We start from the raw sequence: 15,300 nt of genomic DNA, 5'->3' as shown, positions 1-15,300 counted from the left end.
TTATAGGGCGGATCGGGAAGTAACAGCTTGGGAAACAACCTGTGGCGCGAGCCCCAGGAACGGCGCCTTGGCCCACACGACCTTGCCGCCGACCAGCGTCAGCAGCACGTCATTGCGGCCCAGTTCCTCCTCGGGCACCTGCATGAAGTTCTTGTCGAGCACGATCAGGTCAGCGAATTTGCCGACTTCGACCGAACCCAGCACCGCGTCCAGCTTCAACTGCTCGGCGGAACCAAGGGTGATGCTGCGCAGCGCTTCGGCTCGCGACAGCGCCGGATCGGCGTTGAGTCGTCCAGCATACTTGGGGCCATAGCTGTGCGGATTGGTCGGGTCGCCGGAACGGGTGACACCGACTTTCAGCGCCAGGAATTCATCCAGCGGATCGACTGGCCAATCGCTGCCAAACGCCACTCGACCGCCGGCATGGGCGATGCTGCCCGAGGGTTCCATGCGCTCGAATCGCTCGACGCCAAGGTGATCACGGGTGCCGTCGACCGTGGACGGTGCCTGCTGTGCCCACTGGAACGACATGGTGGCCGTGACGTCCAGTGCCTTGAAGCGTGAATAGTCGGCAGGGTCGACAGACTCGGCGTGGGCGATGGCCGGGCGGAAGTCTTGACCTGGCAGTTCCTTGCGCACGTAGGCGACGCTGTCCAGTGCATCGCGCACCGCGCGCTCGCCGGTGGCGTGCAGATGTGGATCGAGACCGGCCTTGACCGCTTGCAGCAACAACGGATTGAGCACTGGCGGCGGGAAGTACAGTTCGCCCAGGTTCTTGCCCGGCGTCCACTTCGGCGCCTTGTCGGTGCCGCTGTTGTGCAGGTACGGGGTCAACATGGCGCCGGTGTCCGCCGGGGCATTGATGATGCCGTCCATGAACAGTTTGACGTGGCGCATGTTCACGCCCGGCGCGACATGCACTTCGCCCTGGTCGTAAGTGCTGGCCAGGGCCTTGGCCTCGGCGATGGTTTTCACCGGGTCGGCGGCAGCGGCGGCCGGGTCCAGCTTGATCGCCAGCAAGGCCCGGGCGGTCAGCTCGCCGGACTTTTGCAGGCTGGTGAAGGCTTTGCCGTTTTCCGGGCCCGACAGCGCATCCATGAAACTGGTGATGCCTTGCCGGCGCATGGCGTCGAGGGCTGCGCGAACCTGATTGAGTTTTTCCGCGTCGGTGGCGGGCGGCACCACGGCGGCCAACGATTCGGCGGCGCCGTCTTCGCAGATGCCGTTCGGGTTGCCGGCGCTGTCGCGTCGGTATTTGCCGTCTTCGGGGTCAGCGGTGTTCTTGTTGATGCCGGCCAGTTCCAGGCCGCGAGAGTTGGTCAGCACGGTGTGGAAGTCGGTGGAGCGCACCTGGATCGGACGCCGGGTCTTGAGCGCATCCAGGGTCGATTTGTCCGCGTCGCCGTCGAGCCCGGTCATGCCCATGCGATCCCAGCTGCCCACTTCCAGCCACACGTCCGGGCCCTTGTCCTTGTCGGCATCGAGGCAGGCCTGGATGCTCGCCTGAAACTGCGCGCGGGTCATGGTCTGGTATTTCAGGTCGCACAGCGTCATGGCGCGGCCGCCATCGCCGGGATGCATGTGCGCATCGACAAAACCGGGCATCAGCATGCGCCCGGCCAGGTCGATCAGTTGTGTTTGTTTGCCGATGTAGCCGTCGACCCCGGCATCGCTGCCGACATAGACGATCTTGCCGCCCGAAATGGCAATGGCCTGCTGCACGGAATTCTGGCCATCGACGGTGTAGACGTAGCCATTGCGCATGACCGTGTCGGCGGGTGTCGCCGCCAACGCCATGCCGGAAAATGCCGTCGTCGCCGCAACGGCGACAAAAAGCCTGGAAAGTCTCAAATGCCTCACCCCTGTTCTTATTGTTTTGAAGCGGTCCGAGGCGACTGCGCCAGCCCCTGATAGACAGGGCCTACCCTATAGGGCGCAGCGTTCGAATGGACCTCTGCAAATGAGGAGGGGTGAGGCAAATAGTTGAAATGACGCGATTAATCGCGGCGCGCAGACTCAATCAACGAACCGGGCGAACGCAGGACCGAACCCAGTTCCACCTTGCTTTTCACGCCGAGCTGCAAATAGCAATTGCGCAGGTAAGTACGCACGGTCGCCGGGCTAAGGGACAGGAGTTTGGCGATTTCCTTGTAGGAATGGCCGGCGGCGAACAACATCGCCGCCGTGCGTTCCCGAGGCGCCAGGCCTTCGGCCCGTGATGGCGCTTCGAGGGACAAGATGACATGTTCGGCATTGGGGCTCAGGGTCAACGCGCAGCGGCCCAAACGAACCACGCAGGGCGCTTTTTGCAACTGTGAGACAACTTCGACCGGCAGCATTGAACCGTTCCAGCCGGGCAGTTCACGCTGAATCGCTGCGCACAGTCGGGCGCCGACATACAGCAGGCTGCCGTCCATGCGCGCAACACCGAAGTCGCTTGCGCCATCATCGGTGTCGAAGCGAATCATGTCCTGCACCTGGAACCGCCACAGCTGGAACAGGTGATCGCAGAATGCCGAAAACAGCTCGGCCTCGTGTTCATCGAAATGCTGTTCGTGCTGGCCGCGGTAGAGACAAACGAAGAACATCAAGCCACTCTCGGGCAACTCAAAGGTGATGCCCATCAAGTGGTAGAGATCGTAACGCCGGGCGAAATCGTTGACGGCTTCGCACGGGTCGTTGAACCCTTTATCACGCACCACCTCGCCGGGTTGACTCAGGGTGGTATGGGAGAACTGATCGTTTGCCGCCACCGGATGCCATTCGGCGGCAAAGGATTCAGGGAGATTGATGCTGCCGTGCATCCAGCTCTGCGGGACGACATTGGGACCCGGCGTAGACATTTCGCCCCACCAGGCCGACGCAAACGGCACCAGTTGACCGAATGCCTGCAAACCGTCGGCGATGAAGCGCGACGCGCCACTTTCCCGCGCCAGCCGTCCAACGTGCAACACGCAGCGATTGAACGCCTTCAGCGTGGCCATGGACGTGTTGTCGCCGGCCTTGATCTCCTCCTCAATCATTGCGATCCCGTTCACTGCATGGTTTTTGTCGTCTGGACGATGCCATAGGCTCGGGAAGGGGTCCAGCGCACTTTGACATCAGCAGTTACAAACCGCTGTGCAACCCGTACAACGATGGTCGGCGGTCCTTGTGCAGATCATTGCGGGCACTGATGCGCTTGTTGCGCGCCTCGGCGAGGTTCAGGGTGGCCAGCAACATCTGCTCGCCGCCCTGCTCCGCCGGCCCGGCCAACGGGTAGCCATCGGCATCGACGATGACCGAGCCTTGCACCCAGCCGACTCCACGCTCATGGCCATAACGATCACAGGCGGCGATGAACATGCGGTTGACCGAGGCATTGGCCTGCACCCGCAGCACTTCGGCCGGGCGCTCGGTCTGCGGCCGCGGACCGTCGGGCCAGTTGACCGGCGCGCACAGCAGATCGGCCCCGGCCAGCGCCGCAAGACGCACCCACTCGGGGAACTCCAGGTCGTAGCAGATCAGCATGCCCAGCCGCCCATGCACCGTTTCGACTACCGGTGGCGGCGCATCGCCAGCGGTGAAGATGTCCTTCTCTGCATCCCACAGATGCGCCTTGCGGTACACCGCGCGCAGGCCGTTGGCGTCGATCATCGCCGCGCTGTTGGCCAGTTCATCACCGGGCAGGCGCTCGCAGAATCCGCCGACGATCACCAGGTTCAGCTCACGGGCCAGGGCCTGCCACAGTTGCAAGGTCGGGCCGTCCACGGTTTCCGCCAGCGACAGCGCCTCAAAGCGGTCAGCGAACAGATAGCCGCTCTGCACCAGCTCGGGCAGCACCACGACTTGCGCGCCCTGTAAGGCTGCCCGGCGGATCGCGCGTTCGGTGAGCGTGCGGTTGTAGGCCAGGTCGCCGATTCTCGGTGCCAGTTGGCAACAGGCGACCACGGTATTTTTTACGCTGTTCAACGCCCTGCCTCCGCAGATGAATGGGTCATGGCGACGATGTCGCTTTCACTCAGCGTGTCGATCACCCGGCGTTCGGCGGCCAGATCGATCGAACGGCTGAGCAGGTAATACGTCAGGCCCGACACCACCAGGCCCACCAGCCAGGCGATGTCCACGCCTTCCAGCACTCGCGCCAGTGGGCCGACGAAGACCTCTTTGCCGGCGGCGGCATCGTAGATGTAGAAGAACGGCACCATGGCGGCGAAGCCGATCAGGTACGAGACGATGCCGCGAAATTGCCAGGCGCCGTAGATGCCCTTCGGCGTGAAGAAATGCGGGATCGCATAACGACCCTTGCGCACGAAGAAGTAGTCCACCAGATTGACGGCGGTCCACGGCACGAGGAAGTACAGCAACAGCACCAGGAAGGTGTTCAACAGCGCGATGCCGTCACCTTTGATCGACAGCACGCAGGTCAACAGAATGACGCTGATCACACTGATCGACAGCACACGGGCGCGGGGTGTCGGGGTGATTTTCCTGATCGAGTCGACACCGGTCAGCAGCGTCAGCATGGCGCTGTAGGTGTTGAGGGCGATGATCGGCAGGAAGCCCGCCACCGAGACGATCACCAGCAGATTGCCCAGCCCCGGCACCATCGAGGAGCCGACCTGGTTCAACGCCACCAGCGCATCCGCCACTTTCAGCTCCTGCGCCAGCCAGGCGCCGAGTCCGATCATCCAGCTGCCGGACAACGAGGCGCCAATGAACACCGCCGCGATCAGTTTCGCCCGGCTGGTGTTTTTCGGCAGGTAACGGGAATAGTCAGACACGTAGGGGGCATAGGAAATGTTGTAGCTGGCACCGATGGCGAACAGCGTGGCGAAGGCCACCCAGTTGAAGCCCAGGTCGGCCGCTGGCGTGACGCCTTCCTGGCCCGCGCCGAACATCAGGGCGATGGTCACCAGTGCGTACAGCGGCAAGGTCGCCAGCAAGGCCCACTTGAAGGCCTTGTGCATCAGGTCGTGGCCGTAGATCGACAACAGCGCGCCGATCAGCACCACGGCCACGGCGACGATGGTCGGGTCGATGCCGAACACATGTTCAAGGCCGTTCATGATCAGCGAGATGTTCACCACGTTGAAGCCGACGAACACAAACATCGTCGCCATCAACGCCAGGATCACCCCGCGATAGCCGAACTGGGCGCGGGACTGGATCATCTGCGGCAGGCCCATTTCCGGGCCTTGTGAGCCGTGGAACGCCATGAAGATGGTGCCGAACATAATGCCCAGGGCACCGGCGAGCATGGTCCACAGCGCAGACAGGCCGAGGCTCGGGCCGACAAAACCGATGGAGATGGTGAAGAAGTGGAAGTTGCCCAGGAACCAGAAAGGGCCCTGACTGCTGAGTTTGGCGTGACGTTCGTTTTCCGGGATGTAGTCGATGGAGTGGCCTTCGATGGCCAACCCGCCGCTCGCCTCGGTGGCGTGCGCAGACACTGGGGAACCTGACATACGATTGTTCCTATGCTGTTGTTTGTTGTTTTTGTGGGTACAGCGCTCGCTACGACGTCCAGTTCAGGTGAAACTCCAGAAAAAACTGACGATGACGCTGGTTTCACGGCAATGTAGGGCGTGAGTCCGGGCAGTAAAATATCGCAGGCACACTGTTCACATAGATCAGCATCTATGTAAGCGAGAATCGGGAGACCCCATGCTGGGAACTGTAACGGAACTGGATCTGCGCCTGATCCGGGTATTTCTGACCGTCGTCGAAGCGGGCGGCATCTCGGCGGCGCAAACCGCACTCAACACCACACAACCCACGATCAGCGCGCAGTTGGCGACGCTGGAAGCCCGGGTCGGTTTCCGCCTGTGCGAACGCGGGCGCGGCGGGTTTTCCGTGACACCCAAAGGCACTCAATTCATCGAGGCGGCCCGGCGCTTGCTGGCGGCGGCCGAAGGTTTTCGGGTCGAGGTGCAGCACATCAACCGCAAAGTCTCGGGCAGCATCAACATCGGCCTGCTGGGGCAAATCGACCCGGTGGCGAACAGGAAAATCGGCCAGGCCATTGCCCGTTTGCGGGCGCGGCACGAAGGGCTGTACTTCCATTTCACCGAACTGTCGTCGTCGCTGCTGGAAGAAAAAATCATCAACGGCCATATCGACCTGGCCATCGGTTACTTCTGGCATCGCCTGCCCAGCATCGATTATTTCCCGCTGTTCCCGGAAACCCAGATCGCCTATTGCGCGCCCTCGCACCCGCTGTTCGGACAAGTCGGCGCACTGACCCGGGAAGATGTCAGCGGGTTCGACTGGGTCTGGCCGAGCCATCCCCTGCCGGAAATGCCGGCCCCCACGTCCATCGAGCGCCTGACCGTGCTCACCGACAGCATGGACGGCGCGGCCCTGCTGATCCTGTCCGGTCAGCACCTGGGGTTTCTGCCGCAGCACTACGCCACCCGCCATGAACAACTAGGGCAGTTACACCCGCTGAACCCGGATCTGTTGCGCTATGAGGTGAGCTTTCATGCGGCGGTGCGGCATTCGGCGCGGCAGCGGGACCTGGTGAGTGCGTTTCTGAATGAGCTGATCGAGATTTTCGGGGCGGTGCAGGAGCGATGAGTCAGTCTCTGTAATGACGCCATCGCCAGCAGGCTGGCTCCCACAGGGTTGGTGGGTCAACCGGGATTACTGTAGGAGCGAGCTTGCTCGCGATGGTCGCGAACAATGGCACGTGTTTTCTGGATAAAACGCGTTGCTCTCAGGTTTTTCGCGAGCGAGCTCGCTCCTACAGAGAATGTGGTGGGTTCAGAAGTGGATGTCCTTGGCCGGGACTACGTCGATCCGCGCCACGGAACCGGTCAGGCGCTTCAGGTCCTTGTTGTGCTCGGCGATGATGTCTTCGGCGGTCAGGTTGCCGTTGTCGACGGTGGAATGCGCGTCGCCCGCCAGCACCACGTCGTAGCCCAGTTTCAGGGCCTGGCGCACGGTGGCGTTGACGCAATAATCGGTCTGCAGGCCGCAGATGACCAGGCGCTCGAAGTCCTCTTTCGGCAACAGTTTTTGCAGGTTGGTCTGGTAGAACGAATCCCCGGTAGTCTTGCGCACGCGATGGTCCTTTGGCGAGGTTTCCAGACCTTCAGCCAGTTGCCAGCCGGCAGCGCCATGGGCCAGCGGGCTGCCCGCTTCTTCGTGCTGGATCAGCACCACGGGCACTCCCGCCTTGCGCGCCCGGGCAGACAGGTCATTGATGGTATTGATGACTCGTCCAATCTCGAAGCACTCGTACTCCCCGGAACACAAAGCCTGTTGGACGTCGATGATTAACAACGCAGTGGTCATGATTTCCTTCCTTGAATCGTCGATGGATCAGGGGACGAACATAAGCCCGTCCCCCTCCGGACACAACCCTCAATAACCGAGCGACAACCCGGTGTTACGCCGTGGGTCGTTCGCCCCGTAGAAACGGTTATTGCCGACCGGCTTGCCACCCAGGGACGGCGCGCCGACCAGGATCGCCGCCAGGTGGTTGGCATCCTGTGGACCAGCAAACTTGTGGCCCCAGCTTTCGAGGATTTTCACTGTGTCCGGGCTGGTGGTGAAGGCTTCCAGGTTGGTTTCCTCCGGCAGCCACTGCTGGTGAAAACGCGGTGCATCCACCGCTTCCTGGATGTTCATGCCGTAGTCGATCACGTTGAGCATGGTCTGCAAGGTCGCGGTGATGATGCGGCTGCCGCCCGGCGTGCCGACCACCATCACCACTTTGCCGTCCTTGGTGACGATGGTCGGGCTCATGGACGACAGCGGCGCCTTGCCGGGTGCGATGGCGTTGGCCTCGCCCTGCACCAGGCCGTACATGTTCGGTACGCCGATCTTCGAGGTGAAGTCGTCCATTTCATCGTTGAGGATGACCCCGGTCTTGCTCGCCATCACGCCGGCACCGAACCAGTCATTGAGGGTGTAGGTCACCGACACCGCGTTGCCCCACTTGTCGACGATGGAGTAATGCGTGGTGTTGCTGCCTTCATGGGGCGCTACACCGGGTTTGAGTTCACTGGAAATCGCGGCTTTTTGCGGCTTGATCGCTTCGCGCAGCTTGGTCGCGTAGTTTTTATCCAGCAAGTGGGCAATCGGGTTCTTCACGAAATCCGGGTCGCCCAGATAGCTGTTGCGGTCCACATAGGCGTGGCGCATCGCTTCGATCTGATAGTGCATGCCCTGGGCCGAGTGATAGCCCAGATCCTTCATCGGATAGCCTTCGAGGATGTTCATGATTTCGCAGATCACCACGCCGCCGGAACTCGGTGGCGGTGCGGAAACCACGTGGTAGCCACGGTAGTCGCACTCGATGGGCGCCAGTTCACGGGTCTTGTATTTGTCGAGGTCGGCCTGGGTGATGATGCCCTTGTTGGCCTGGCTGGAGGTGACGATGGCGTCAGCCACCCAACCTTTATAGAAACCGTCGGCGCCTTTGTCGGAGATCTCCCGCAAGGTCCTGCTCAGGTCCTTTTGCACCAGTTTCTGGCCGACCTGCATCGGCTCGCCTTTGCTCAGGAAGATCGCGCCGGAATCCTTGATGTCCTTCTTGAACATGTCGGTGGCATAGTCCAGCAGATCGACGTCGCCCTGCTCCAGCACGAAACCGTCTTCGGCCAGTTTGATGGCCGGGGCGATGATTTCCTTGCGCGGTTTGGTGCCGTACTTGGACAGCGCCAGTTCCATGCCCGAAACGGTGCCCGGCACGCCCACGGCCAGGTGGCCACGGGTACTCAGATCGGGAACGACGTTGCCCTCCTTGTCCAGGTACATGTTGGCGGTGGCGGCCAGCGGCGCTTTTTCACGGAAGTCGAGGAAGGTCTTGCGCCCGTCCGCCAGTTGAATGGTCATGAAACCACCACCGCCGAGGTTGCCTGCCGCGGGGTACACCACCGCCAGCGCATAGCCGACCGCGACCGCCGCATCCACGGCATTGCCGCCGTTCTTCAGCACATCCACGCCCACATGGCTGGCCAGGTGCTGGGCCGTGACCACCATGCCGTTTTCCCCGGTAGCCGGGGCCACGGAGGCGGCATGGGCGGTCAGGCAGCTGAGCGCCAACGAGGTCGCAATCAGCGATTTGGCAAAAGGTTCGTACTTCATGAGTCGGTCTCTTCTTGTCATTAAACAGGGAAACGTTTCAAAAGCCGTTGCCAAGTATGGTCGGGATTACGTATTGCGCCTCCCCGTCGAGGCAGTATCCTTAACGCCTGTTCAGCAATTTTGCGCGAGCCCTGGCATGACCTCTACCTGCACCACCGTGTCTTCACCCGTGGGCCAGTTGAAGCTGGTCGCGAACGGTTCACGACTGGCGGCCATCCTCTGGGAAAACGACAAACCGGGCCGGGTGCGCCTGGGGCCGATGAGCGAAGCGCCGGACAATCCGATCCTGGTGCGCACGGCTGCGCAGCTACGCGAATATTTTTCCGGCACCCGCGATCGCTTCGAACTGGATCTGGATTTTGCCGGCACGGAATTCCAGAAGAAGGTCTGGGCGGCGCTGCTGACCATCCCGTTCGGCGAGACCCGCAGCTACAGCCAGATCGCCGAACAGATCGGCAACCCGGCGGCGGTCAGGGCGGTGGGTGCGGCGAATGGCAAGAACCCGATTTCGATCGTGGCGCCGTGTCACCGGGTGATTGGCGCGTCGGGCAAGCTCACCGGGTTTGCCGGTGGGCTTGAGGCGAAGGCGTTGTTGCTGACGCTGGAGGGTGGGCAATGGCCTGGCACGGCACGCCTGCCAGGCTTTTGATCATGCTTGGGCGAAGAGGTTTTTCATCGCTGCATACTGCAACAGCATGATGGTCTTGGCGTCGCAGATTTCGCCACGGTAAAACGCTTCGAGCGCGTTATCGAACGTCCACTCCAGCACTTCCAGCTCTTCGGTTTCCGCCTCCAGCCCACCACCGTCGCTGACTTTCGACTTCGCGTCGTATTCGGCAATGAAGAAGTGCAGTTTTTCCGTCACCGAACCGGGGCTCATGTACGCCTCGAACACCTTCTGCACATGGTGCACGCGGTAACCCGTCTCTTCCTCCGCTTCATCGCGGATACGGTCTTCAGGCGCCGCGCCTTCCAGCAGCCCCGCCGCCACTTCGATCAACAGCCCATCGTGACCGTTGACGAACACCGGCAGGCGAAATTGTCGAGTCAGTACCACAGTTTTCTTTTCGCGGTTGTACAGGAGAATCGCCGCGCCATTGCCACGGTCGTAAACCTCCCGGACCTGGCGTTGCCACTCGCCATTGTTGCGTTGGTAATCGAAGGTGATTTTCTTGAGCAGGTACCAGTCGTGGGACAGCACCTGAGACTCCAGGATGTTGACCCGCTCGGCAGTGTTCGACATGACAACGCGTCCTGTTATTGGTCTGAAGGGCCCTATGTTAAGTGAAAACGGACAGCCTTTGCCCCCTCAGGCAAGCTGCGCCTTGTACTCCTTCTCGTATTGTCCGGCCAACGACTCTTTCTGTTTGTCATCGAGCAGCTTGCCGGCCATCTGGAAGAACTTCTGCTCTTCTTCCTCGAGGTGGTGATGCACCTTCTCCGAGAGCTTTTTAGCGGCCACCAGCCAGGCCGGGCTGGACATCTCGGTGTCGTCCAGTTCTTCCATCATTTCATCCATTTCGTGATGTTCGGCAATGCCATGACGGCTGAGGTCGACTCCGTTGTCGAACTCCATCAACGGGATGTAGAAATGCCGCTCTTCGGCCGTGGCGTGAGCCTGCAATTCAGACTTGAGTCGTTTGTAGGCCTCGACACGTTCGGGGCTGTCGCCGCTGGTGTGGATCAGGGCTTTGGCGTAGGTACGTTGGCGTTCATGGCTTTCGCGCAGGGCTTCGAAGATATTCACGGCGTGTCCTCATCGGTCGCACTCTGGAATGACGCGTACTAATGAATGACATCTGCGCGCAGGCGACGGTTCCACCTGCCGGGTACTGATGGAACATTGGCGGCGACCACGTTAGGCTGCGGTTTCACTGCCATAAGGATATAGCCATGAACCTGCGTATCGAACTGTCGAAAAACCCCACGGAAGAACAACGCCAGGCCATCCTCAAACCCTTGCGCGCCTACAACGGCTCGAAGGCCGAAGGTAACGTGCCTGAGCACATCGCCTTGCTGGTGCGCGACGACAACGACGAGATCCTCGGCGGCCTGCATGGACGATTGTTTTACCAGTGGCTGTATATCGACTTGCTGGTGGTGCCGGAGCAGGCCCGGGGACAGGGCCTGGGTTCGCGACTGATGCAGATGGCCGAGGACCTGGCGCGGGAACGACGCTGCGTCGGGCTGTGGCTCGACACCTTCGAATTCCAGGCACCTGGGTTCTACAAGAAATGCGGCTACAGCGAGATCGGGCACATTGCCGATTACCCGCCGGGCCACAAGCACTACTTCTTCCAGAAGCGCCTGAATTACTGACCAACACACAAAACCACTGTAGGAGCGAGCCTGCTCGCGATGGCGGACTGTCATTCAACATTGATGTCGACTGACTTACCGCTATCGCGAGCAGGCTCGCTCCTACAGGGGTATGCAATAAACCTTCAAATCACAGACAAGTCGCCAACGCCGCCAGCCGGCGTTTGGCCACGAAATCGTCCTTCTGCGCGTAATAGCTCAACACCGTGCCCGAGGCATCGGTGGTCACGTCGACGAAGGACTCCGCCGAGCGGGTGTAAACCGTCGTGCCGCCCTTCTCCCCTGGCTGCAAATAGGCAGCCGCATCGACGCCGAACACAGCCTCGTCCTGCCAGGAAAACTGCACGCACTGGGCGACGTCTTTTCCCGGTTTTTCCGAGGTCAGGGTCTTGTACGGGGCTTTGGTGCGGGCGTCGTTCATCGTCGAGCCGGCGCATCCGGCCAGCAACGTCACGGCCAGCGCCACCATCAGAATTCGCATTGCATTCACTCATCGGGAAAAAGCGGACTTTATCACCCCGGCAGCCCGTATCGTTCTGCTTTACTGCATTTATACCGCGACAGCGCGCAACGATTCGCGCACCCTGTCGCGCCAATAACGCCCCATCGCCCCCCTGACTGGAAATCTGATGACACCTAATGCCGAGTTCTACAAACCGAGCACTGAATATGCCGACAAGCTGATCAGCCAGATCGGTCAGACGCCGTCCTGGATTGCCAAGCGAATCGGCGTCACCGACAAGCGGATTCGCTACATCCTCGACGGCGAAAGAACCGTCAAAGGCGAAACCACGCCGATCCAGATGACCTACACCGAACAGTTCGCCCTCGAATGCCTGGCGGCAGCGGCCAAGGCCGGCAAGAAGCAATCCTCGTAATCGGTTCTCAAGGAGCGACCATGGCGGCAACCGAACTGCAGCATGAACAAGCACTCAAGAGATTTCTCGATGAGCGCCCCGAGTTGCGCCACGACCTCGATCATCTCAACCCGTTGCTGGCCCAGGTCAAGGGCGAAACGCTGGCGCAGTACCGTGACGAACGCTTGCATGAGGCCTTCGAAGCCGAAGCCGAGCGCCTCGGACTGTTCGCCTGGGAACTGACCCTCAAATTGACCACCGCCACCCCTCAGGACTATGAGGCCCAGCGCCTTGAAGTACACCGCGAAGTCGCGGAAATGGCCGGGATGGATTGGCTGGAGTATTGCGACCTGTACGGGATAGAACCGCAACCGCGTTCAAGTCCGCACTGAGCGGTGTCCTCCAGGCTGTCATCGCGGGCAAGCCCGCTCCCACAGGTTTTGTGGTCATACCGCAATCTTTGGCATGGCACAGATCACTGTGGGAACGGGCTTGCCCGCGAAGAGGCCCGCGCAGACAACATCACTTTAGCCGCCCCGCCGATAAAGCATTATCATGGCCACAGTTTCGCTGATCGAGTCCGTCATGAAGTTCGCCATCGCCGTATTTTCCGCCCCCCACGCGCCCTCCTCGCGCCGCGCCCTGCTGTTCGCCCAGGCCGCGCTGGCTGGCGGGCACGAGATTGTCCGGCTGTTTTTCTACCAGGATGGCGTCTACAACGCGTCCGCCAGCGTGGTCACGCCCCAGGATGAACCGGACTTGCCCAAGCAATGGCGGGCATTCGTCAGCGACCATCGACTCGATGGCGTGGTGTGCATCGCCGCCGCGCTGCGTCGTGGCGTGTTGAATGAAGAAGAAGCCAAGCGCTATCAACGCGAGGCGGTTGCCGTCGGTGCGCCGTGGGAATTGTCCGGCCTCGGCCAATTGCATGACGCGGCGCAGGATGCCGACCGTCTGATCTGTTTCGGAGGCGCATGACATGGCCAAATCCATATTGATCATCAGCCGCCAGTCGCCATGGTCCGGCCCGGGCGCGCGGGAAGCACTGGACATCGTGCTGGCAGGGGGCGCCTTCGACCTGCCGATCGGCCTGTTGTTTCTCGATGACGGCGTGTTCCAGTTGGCCGCCAGTCAGAACGCCAGGGCCCTGCAACAGAAAGACCTGAGCGCCAACCTGCAAGCCCTGCCGATGTTCGGTGTCGAGGAACTGTTTGCCTGCGGAGACAGCATCGCCCAGCGCGGCCTGGACCCCAGCGGCCTGTCCCTGGAAGAAGCCCGGGTGTTGACCGCCCACGAAATCACCGCCCTCATTGACCGTTACGACCAGGTGATCACCCTCTGATGTCGACTTTGCATGTGTTGTCTCATTCCCCTTTCGGCGACGAACGCCTGACCAGTTGCCTGCGCGTGATCGGCGCCAACGACGGGTTGCTGTTGTCCGGTGATGCCACCTATGCGTTGCAACCAGGCACCGCGCCGTTCACGGCGCTCAGCGCACGCGGCCTGAAGCTGTTCGTGCTGGCCGAAGATGCCCAGGCCCGTGCGCTTGCAGTTCCAGACTGGACCAACGCCATCGATTACCCGGCCTTCGTCGAACTGTCGATTCACTACGACAAGGTCAACAGTTGGCTATGAATGCATTGACGGTCGGCGCCCGCGCCATCGAACTGGACAAGGACGGTTTCCTGGTCGAACTCAGTGACTGGTCCGCCGATGTGGCCAGTGCCCTGGCGGCTGCCGAAGACATCGAGTTGACGCCCGAACACTGGGAAGTCCTCGAACTGCTGCGCAGTTTCTACGCCGAATTCCAGCTGTCACCGGCCACCCGACCGCTGATCAAATACACCGCCCTGAAACTCGGCCCGGAAAAAGGCAACAGCCTGCACCTGAACCGACTGTTCAAAGGCACTCCCGCCAAACTCGCCGCGAAACTGGCGGGCCTGCCCAAACCGACGAATTGCTTATGACCGATTACCCAGCACTGACACTCGAAACGCCCGCCGAGCATCCGTTCGCCCAGTTCGTGCGGATCCTTGGCAAAGGCAAGCGCGGCGCCCGTGACTTGACCCGGGTCGAGGCCCGCGAAGCCATGGGCATGGTGTTTGATGAAAAGGTCGAGGAAACCCAGCTCGGCGCGTTCCTGATGTTGCTGCGGCACAAGGAAGAAAGCGCCGAGGAAATGGCCGGTTTCACCGAAGCCCTGCGCGAACGCCTGAATCCTCCGGCGCTGGCGGTGGATCTGGACTGGCCGACCTATGCCGGCAAGAAGCGTCATCTGCCGTGGTATCTGCTGGCCGCCAAGTGCCTGGCGCAAAACGGCGTGCGGATTTTCATGCACGGCGGCGGCGCCCACACGGCCGGTCGCCTGTACAGCGAACAACTGCTGGGTGAATTGAACATCCCGCTGTGCCGCGACTGGCAACAGGTCGGCTCCGCGCTGGATAACGGCGGCCTGGCCTTCATGCCTTTGATGGACTGGGCGCCACAGCTGCAACGCATGATCGACCTGCGCAACACCCTGGGCCTGCGCTCGCCGATCCACTCCCTGGCGCGGATTCTCAATCCGCTGGGCGCCCGTTGCGGTCTGCAGAGCATTTTCCACCCTGGCTATCAGGCCGTGCATCGCGATGCCAGCGGCCTGCTGGGTGACACCGCCATCGTGATCAAGGGCGATGGCGGCGAGATCGAGATCAACCCGGACGCCGACAGCCACCTGTACGGCACCACCGGCGGCGTGAGCTGGGACGAGGAATGGCCGCAGTTGTCGGCGCAGCGTCACGTCAAACCTGCCTCGCTTGACCCTGAACATTTGAAAGCGGTCTGGCGTGGCGATGTGGTCGACAGCTATCCGCAAATGGCCCTGATCTCGACCATGGCCCTGGCCCTGCGCGGCCTGGGACAGAGCCGCGAACAGGCCTTCGAAACCGCTGAAAAATACTGGGCCGCGCGGGATAAATCGATTTAATCGATCATTCTCGCCCGATCTTTGCGCTTTTTGTTCGAACTCATCGGAATAGACTCGACTCCATCGATTATGGATTTAAGGAGT

Annotated in this window: 19 protein-coding genes; 10 read left to right on the top strand and 9 right to left on the bottom strand. The window is 61.2% G+C overall.

Annotated features, from left to right (window positions below; translation table 11 throughout):
- From ACM6J5_RS07545 to ACM6J5_RS07530, 4 genes are all read right to left on the bottom strand, one after another.
- Positions 1–1,797 (bottom strand): amidohydrolase, encoded by a 1,797-nt coding sequence (locus tag ACM6J5_RS07545; protein ID WP_150671850.1) that lies wholly within the window; start codon positions 1,795–1,797, stop codon positions 1–3.
- A gap of 200 nt (positions 1,798–1,997) precedes the next feature.
- Positions 1,998–3,023, bottom strand: coding sequence for a helix-turn-helix transcriptional regulator (locus ACM6J5_RS07540; RefSeq protein WP_256589065.1), 1,026 nt, complete (start codon positions 3,021–3,023; stop codon positions 1,998–2,000).
- Positions 3,024–3,108: 85 nt separating this feature from the next.
- Positions 3,109–3,951 (bottom strand): nitrilase-related carbon-nitrogen hydrolase, encoded by an 843-nt coding sequence (locus ACM6J5_RS07535; RefSeq protein ID WP_095943748.1) that lies wholly within the window; start codon positions 3,949–3,951, stop codon positions 3,109–3,111.
- A complete protein-coding gene (locus tag ACM6J5_RS07530; RefSeq protein ID WP_414928102.1) occupies positions 3,948–5,447 on the bottom strand; it encodes a purine-cytosine permease family protein in 1,500 nt (499 codons plus the stop codon). Before ACM6J5_RS07530 ends, ACM6J5_RS07535 begins: the two co-directional genes overlap by 4 nt.
- 199 nt (positions 5,448–5,646) lie before the next feature.
- On the opposite strand from ACM6J5_RS07530, the gene ACM6J5_RS07525 reads away from it, so the two are divergent.
- On the top strand, positions 5,647–6,558 hold the full coding sequence (locus ACM6J5_RS07525) for a LysR family transcriptional regulator (protein WP_150671684.1): 912 nt from the start codon (positions 5,647–5,649) through the stop codon (positions 6,556–6,558).
- 186 nt (positions 6,559–6,744) lie between these two features.
- Here the strand turns inward: ACM6J5_RS07525 and ACM6J5_RS07520 are convergent, their stop codons facing one another.
- Both ACM6J5_RS07520 and ggt read right to left on the bottom strand, forming a co-directional pair.
- On the bottom strand, positions 6,745–7,278 hold the full coding sequence (locus tag ACM6J5_RS07520; RefSeq protein WP_095943745.1) for a cysteine hydrolase family protein: 534 nt from the start codon (positions 7,276–7,278) through the stop codon (positions 6,745–6,747).
- Positions 7,279–7,347: 69 nt separating this feature from the next.
- On the bottom strand, positions 7,348–9,075 hold the full coding sequence (gene ggt, locus ACM6J5_RS07515; protein ID WP_414928101.1) for a gamma-glutamyltransferase: 1,728 nt from the start codon (positions 9,073–9,075) through the stop codon (positions 7,348–7,350).
- A 136-nt stretch (positions 9,076–9,211) separates the two neighbouring features.
- On the opposite strand from ggt, the gene ACM6J5_RS07510 reads away from it, so the two are divergent.
- Positions 9,212–9,724 (top strand): methylated-DNA--[protein]-cysteine S-methyltransferase, encoded by a 513-nt coding sequence (locus tag ACM6J5_RS07510; RefSeq protein WP_095943743.1) that lies wholly within the window; start codon positions 9,212–9,214, stop codon positions 9,722–9,724.
- Here the strand turns inward: ACM6J5_RS07510 and ACM6J5_RS07505 are convergent, their stop codons facing one another.
- Both ACM6J5_RS07505 and ACM6J5_RS07500 read right to left on the bottom strand, forming a co-directional pair.
- Positions 9,725–10,318, bottom strand: coding sequence for an NUDIX domain-containing protein (locus tag ACM6J5_RS07505; protein WP_095943742.1), 594 nt, complete (start codon positions 10,316–10,318; stop codon positions 9,725–9,727). It lies immediately after the preceding gene.
- Positions 10,319–10,384: 66 nt separating this feature from the next.
- Positions 10,385–10,822, bottom strand: coding sequence for a hemerythrin domain-containing protein (locus ACM6J5_RS07500; protein WP_095943741.1), 438 nt, complete (start codon positions 10,820–10,822; stop codon positions 10,385–10,387).
- A 146-nt stretch (positions 10,823–10,968) separates the two neighbouring features.
- Here ACM6J5_RS07500 and ACM6J5_RS07495 point away from each other — a divergent pair, with 146 nt between their 5' ends.
- Positions 10,969–11,394, top strand: coding sequence for a GNAT family N-acetyltransferase (locus ACM6J5_RS07495; protein ID WP_095943740.1), 426 nt, complete (start codon positions 10,969–10,971; stop codon positions 11,392–11,394).
- Between the two features lie 130 nt (positions 11,395–11,524).
- On the opposite strand, the gene ACM6J5_RS07490 is transcribed toward ACM6J5_RS07495, so the two are convergent.
- Positions 11,525–11,875: a hypothetical protein gene (locus tag ACM6J5_RS07490; RefSeq protein ID WP_414928100.1), complete on the bottom strand. Its 351-nt coding sequence runs from the start codon at positions 11,873–11,875 to the stop codon at positions 11,525–11,527.
- Between the two features lie 148 nt (positions 11,876–12,023).
- Between ACM6J5_RS07490 and ACM6J5_RS07485 the strand changes: the two genes are divergently transcribed.
- The 7 genes from ACM6J5_RS07485 to ACM6J5_RS07455 all read left to right on the top strand — a co-directional run bounded on the left by ACM6J5_RS07485 (position 12,024) and on the right by ACM6J5_RS07455 (position 15,216).
- The gene (locus tag ACM6J5_RS07485) at positions 12,024–12,272 is read left to right on the top strand and encodes a hypothetical protein (protein ID WP_008049352.1); all 249 of its coding nucleotides are present in this window, start codon (positions 12,024–12,026) and stop codon (positions 12,270–12,272) included.
- A 20-nt stretch (positions 12,273–12,292) separates the two neighbouring features.
- Positions 12,293–12,643 (top strand): DUF6388 family protein, encoded by a 351-nt coding sequence (locus ACM6J5_RS07480; RefSeq protein ID WP_414928099.1) that lies wholly within the window; start codon positions 12,293–12,295, stop codon positions 12,641–12,643.
- Between the two features lie 193 nt (positions 12,644–12,836).
- The gene (gene tusD, locus ACM6J5_RS07475; RefSeq protein WP_414928113.1) at positions 12,837–13,229 is read left to right on the top strand and encodes a sulfurtransferase complex subunit TusD; all 393 of its coding nucleotides are present in this window, start codon (positions 12,837–12,839) and stop codon (positions 13,227–13,229) included.
- Position 13,230: 1 nt separating this feature from the next.
- Positions 13,231–13,593, top strand: a complete 363-nt coding sequence (gene tusC / locus ACM6J5_RS07470; RefSeq protein ID WP_414928098.1) for a sulfurtransferase complex subunit TusC — start codon at positions 13,231–13,233, stop codon at positions 13,591–13,593.
- A complete protein-coding gene (gene tusB / locus ACM6J5_RS07465; RefSeq protein ID WP_150671693.1) occupies positions 13,593–13,886 on the top strand; it encodes a sulfurtransferase complex subunit TusB in 294 nt (97 codons plus the stop codon). Before tusC ends, tusB begins: the two co-directional genes overlap by 1 nt.
- Positions 13,883–14,218 carry a TusE/DsrC/DsvC family sulfur relay protein gene (locus ACM6J5_RS07460; protein WP_046037873.1) on the top strand — a complete coding sequence of 112 codons (336 nt, stop codon included), beginning with the start codon at positions 13,883–13,885 and terminating at the stop codon, positions 14,216–14,218. The genes tusB and ACM6J5_RS07460 overlap by 4 nt, the downstream gene beginning before the upstream one ends.
- Positions 14,215–15,216, top strand: coding sequence for a glycosyl transferase family protein (locus ACM6J5_RS07455; RefSeq protein ID WP_414928097.1), 1,002 nt, complete (start codon positions 14,215–14,217; stop codon positions 15,214–15,216). The genes ACM6J5_RS07460 and ACM6J5_RS07455 overlap by 4 nt, the downstream gene beginning before the upstream one ends.
- Positions 15,217–15,300: the final 84 nt, after the last annotated feature.

Origin of the sequence: Pseudomonas sp. IT-P74 (assembly GCF_949768175.1) — a bacterium.
GTDB lineage: Bacteria > Pseudomonadota > Gammaproteobacteria > Pseudomonadales > Pseudomonadaceae > Aquipseudomonas.
This window is presented reverse-complemented; position numbering and strand designations above follow the sequence as displayed.

What these genes read in the sequence shown, in the direction of transcription:
- ACM6J5_RS07545 (WP_150671850.1), bottom strand. Translation starts at nt 1,797, where the DNA reads ATGGCGTTGGCGGCGACACCCGCCGACACGGTCATGCGCAATGGCTAC.
- ACM6J5_RS07540 (WP_256589065.1), bottom strand. Translation starts at nt 3,023, where the DNA reads ATGATTGAGGAGGAGATCAAGGCCGGCGACAACACGTCCATGGCCACG.
- ACM6J5_RS07530 (WP_414928102.1), bottom strand. Translation starts at nt 5,447, where the DNA reads ATGTCAGGTTCCCCAGTGTCTGCGCACGCCACCGAGGCGAGCGGCGGG.
- ACM6J5_RS07525 (WP_150671684.1), top strand. Translation starts at nt 5,647, where the DNA reads ATGCTGGGAACTGTAACGGAACTGGATCTGCGCCTGATCCGGGTATTT.
- ACM6J5_RS07520 (WP_095943745.1), bottom strand. Translation starts at nt 7,278, where the DNA reads ATGACCACTGCGTTGTTAATCATCGACGTCCAACAGGCTTTGTGTTCC.
- ggt (WP_414928101.1), bottom strand. Translation starts at nt 9,075, where the DNA reads ATGAAGTACGAACCTTTTGCCAAATCGCTGATTGCGACCTCGTTGGCG.
- ACM6J5_RS07510 (WP_095943743.1), top strand. Translation starts at nt 9,212, where the DNA reads ATGACCTCTACCTGCACCACCGTGTCTTCACCCGTGGGCCAGTTGAAG.
- ACM6J5_RS07505 (WP_095943742.1), bottom strand. Translation starts at nt 10,318, where the DNA reads ATGTCGAACACTGCCGAGCGGGTCAACATCCTGGAGTCTCAGGTGCTG.
- ACM6J5_RS07495 (WP_095943740.1), top strand. Translation starts at nt 10,969, where the DNA reads ATGAACCTGCGTATCGAACTGTCGAAAAACCCCACGGAAGAACAACGC.
- ACM6J5_RS07490 (WP_414928100.1), bottom strand. Translation starts at nt 11,875, where the DNA reads ATGCGAATTCTGATGGTGGCGCTGGCCGTGACGTTGCTGGCCGGATGC.
- ACM6J5_RS07485 (WP_008049352.1), top strand. Translation starts at nt 12,024, where the DNA reads ATGACACCTAATGCCGAGTTCTACAAACCGAGCACTGAATATGCCGAC.
- ACM6J5_RS07480 (WP_414928099.1), top strand. Translation starts at nt 12,293, where the DNA reads ATGGCGGCAACCGAACTGCAGCATGAACAAGCACTCAAGAGATTTCTC.
- tusD (WP_414928113.1), top strand. Translation starts at nt 12,837, where the DNA reads ATGAAGTTCGCCATCGCCGTATTTTCCGCCCCCCACGCGCCCTCCTCG.
- tusC (WP_414928098.1), top strand. Translation starts at nt 13,231, where the DNA reads ATGGCCAAATCCATATTGATCATCAGCCGCCAGTCGCCATGGTCCGGC.
- tusB (WP_150671693.1), top strand. Translation starts at nt 13,593, where the DNA reads ATGTCGACTTTGCATGTGTTGTCTCATTCCCCTTTCGGCGACGAACGC.
- ACM6J5_RS07460 (WP_046037873.1), top strand. Translation starts at nt 13,883, where the DNA reads ATGAATGCATTGACGGTCGGCGCCCGCGCCATCGAACTGGACAAGGAC.
- ACM6J5_RS07455 (WP_414928097.1), top strand. Translation starts at nt 14,215, where the DNA reads ATGACCGATTACCCAGCACTGACACTCGAAACGCCCGCCGAGCATCCG.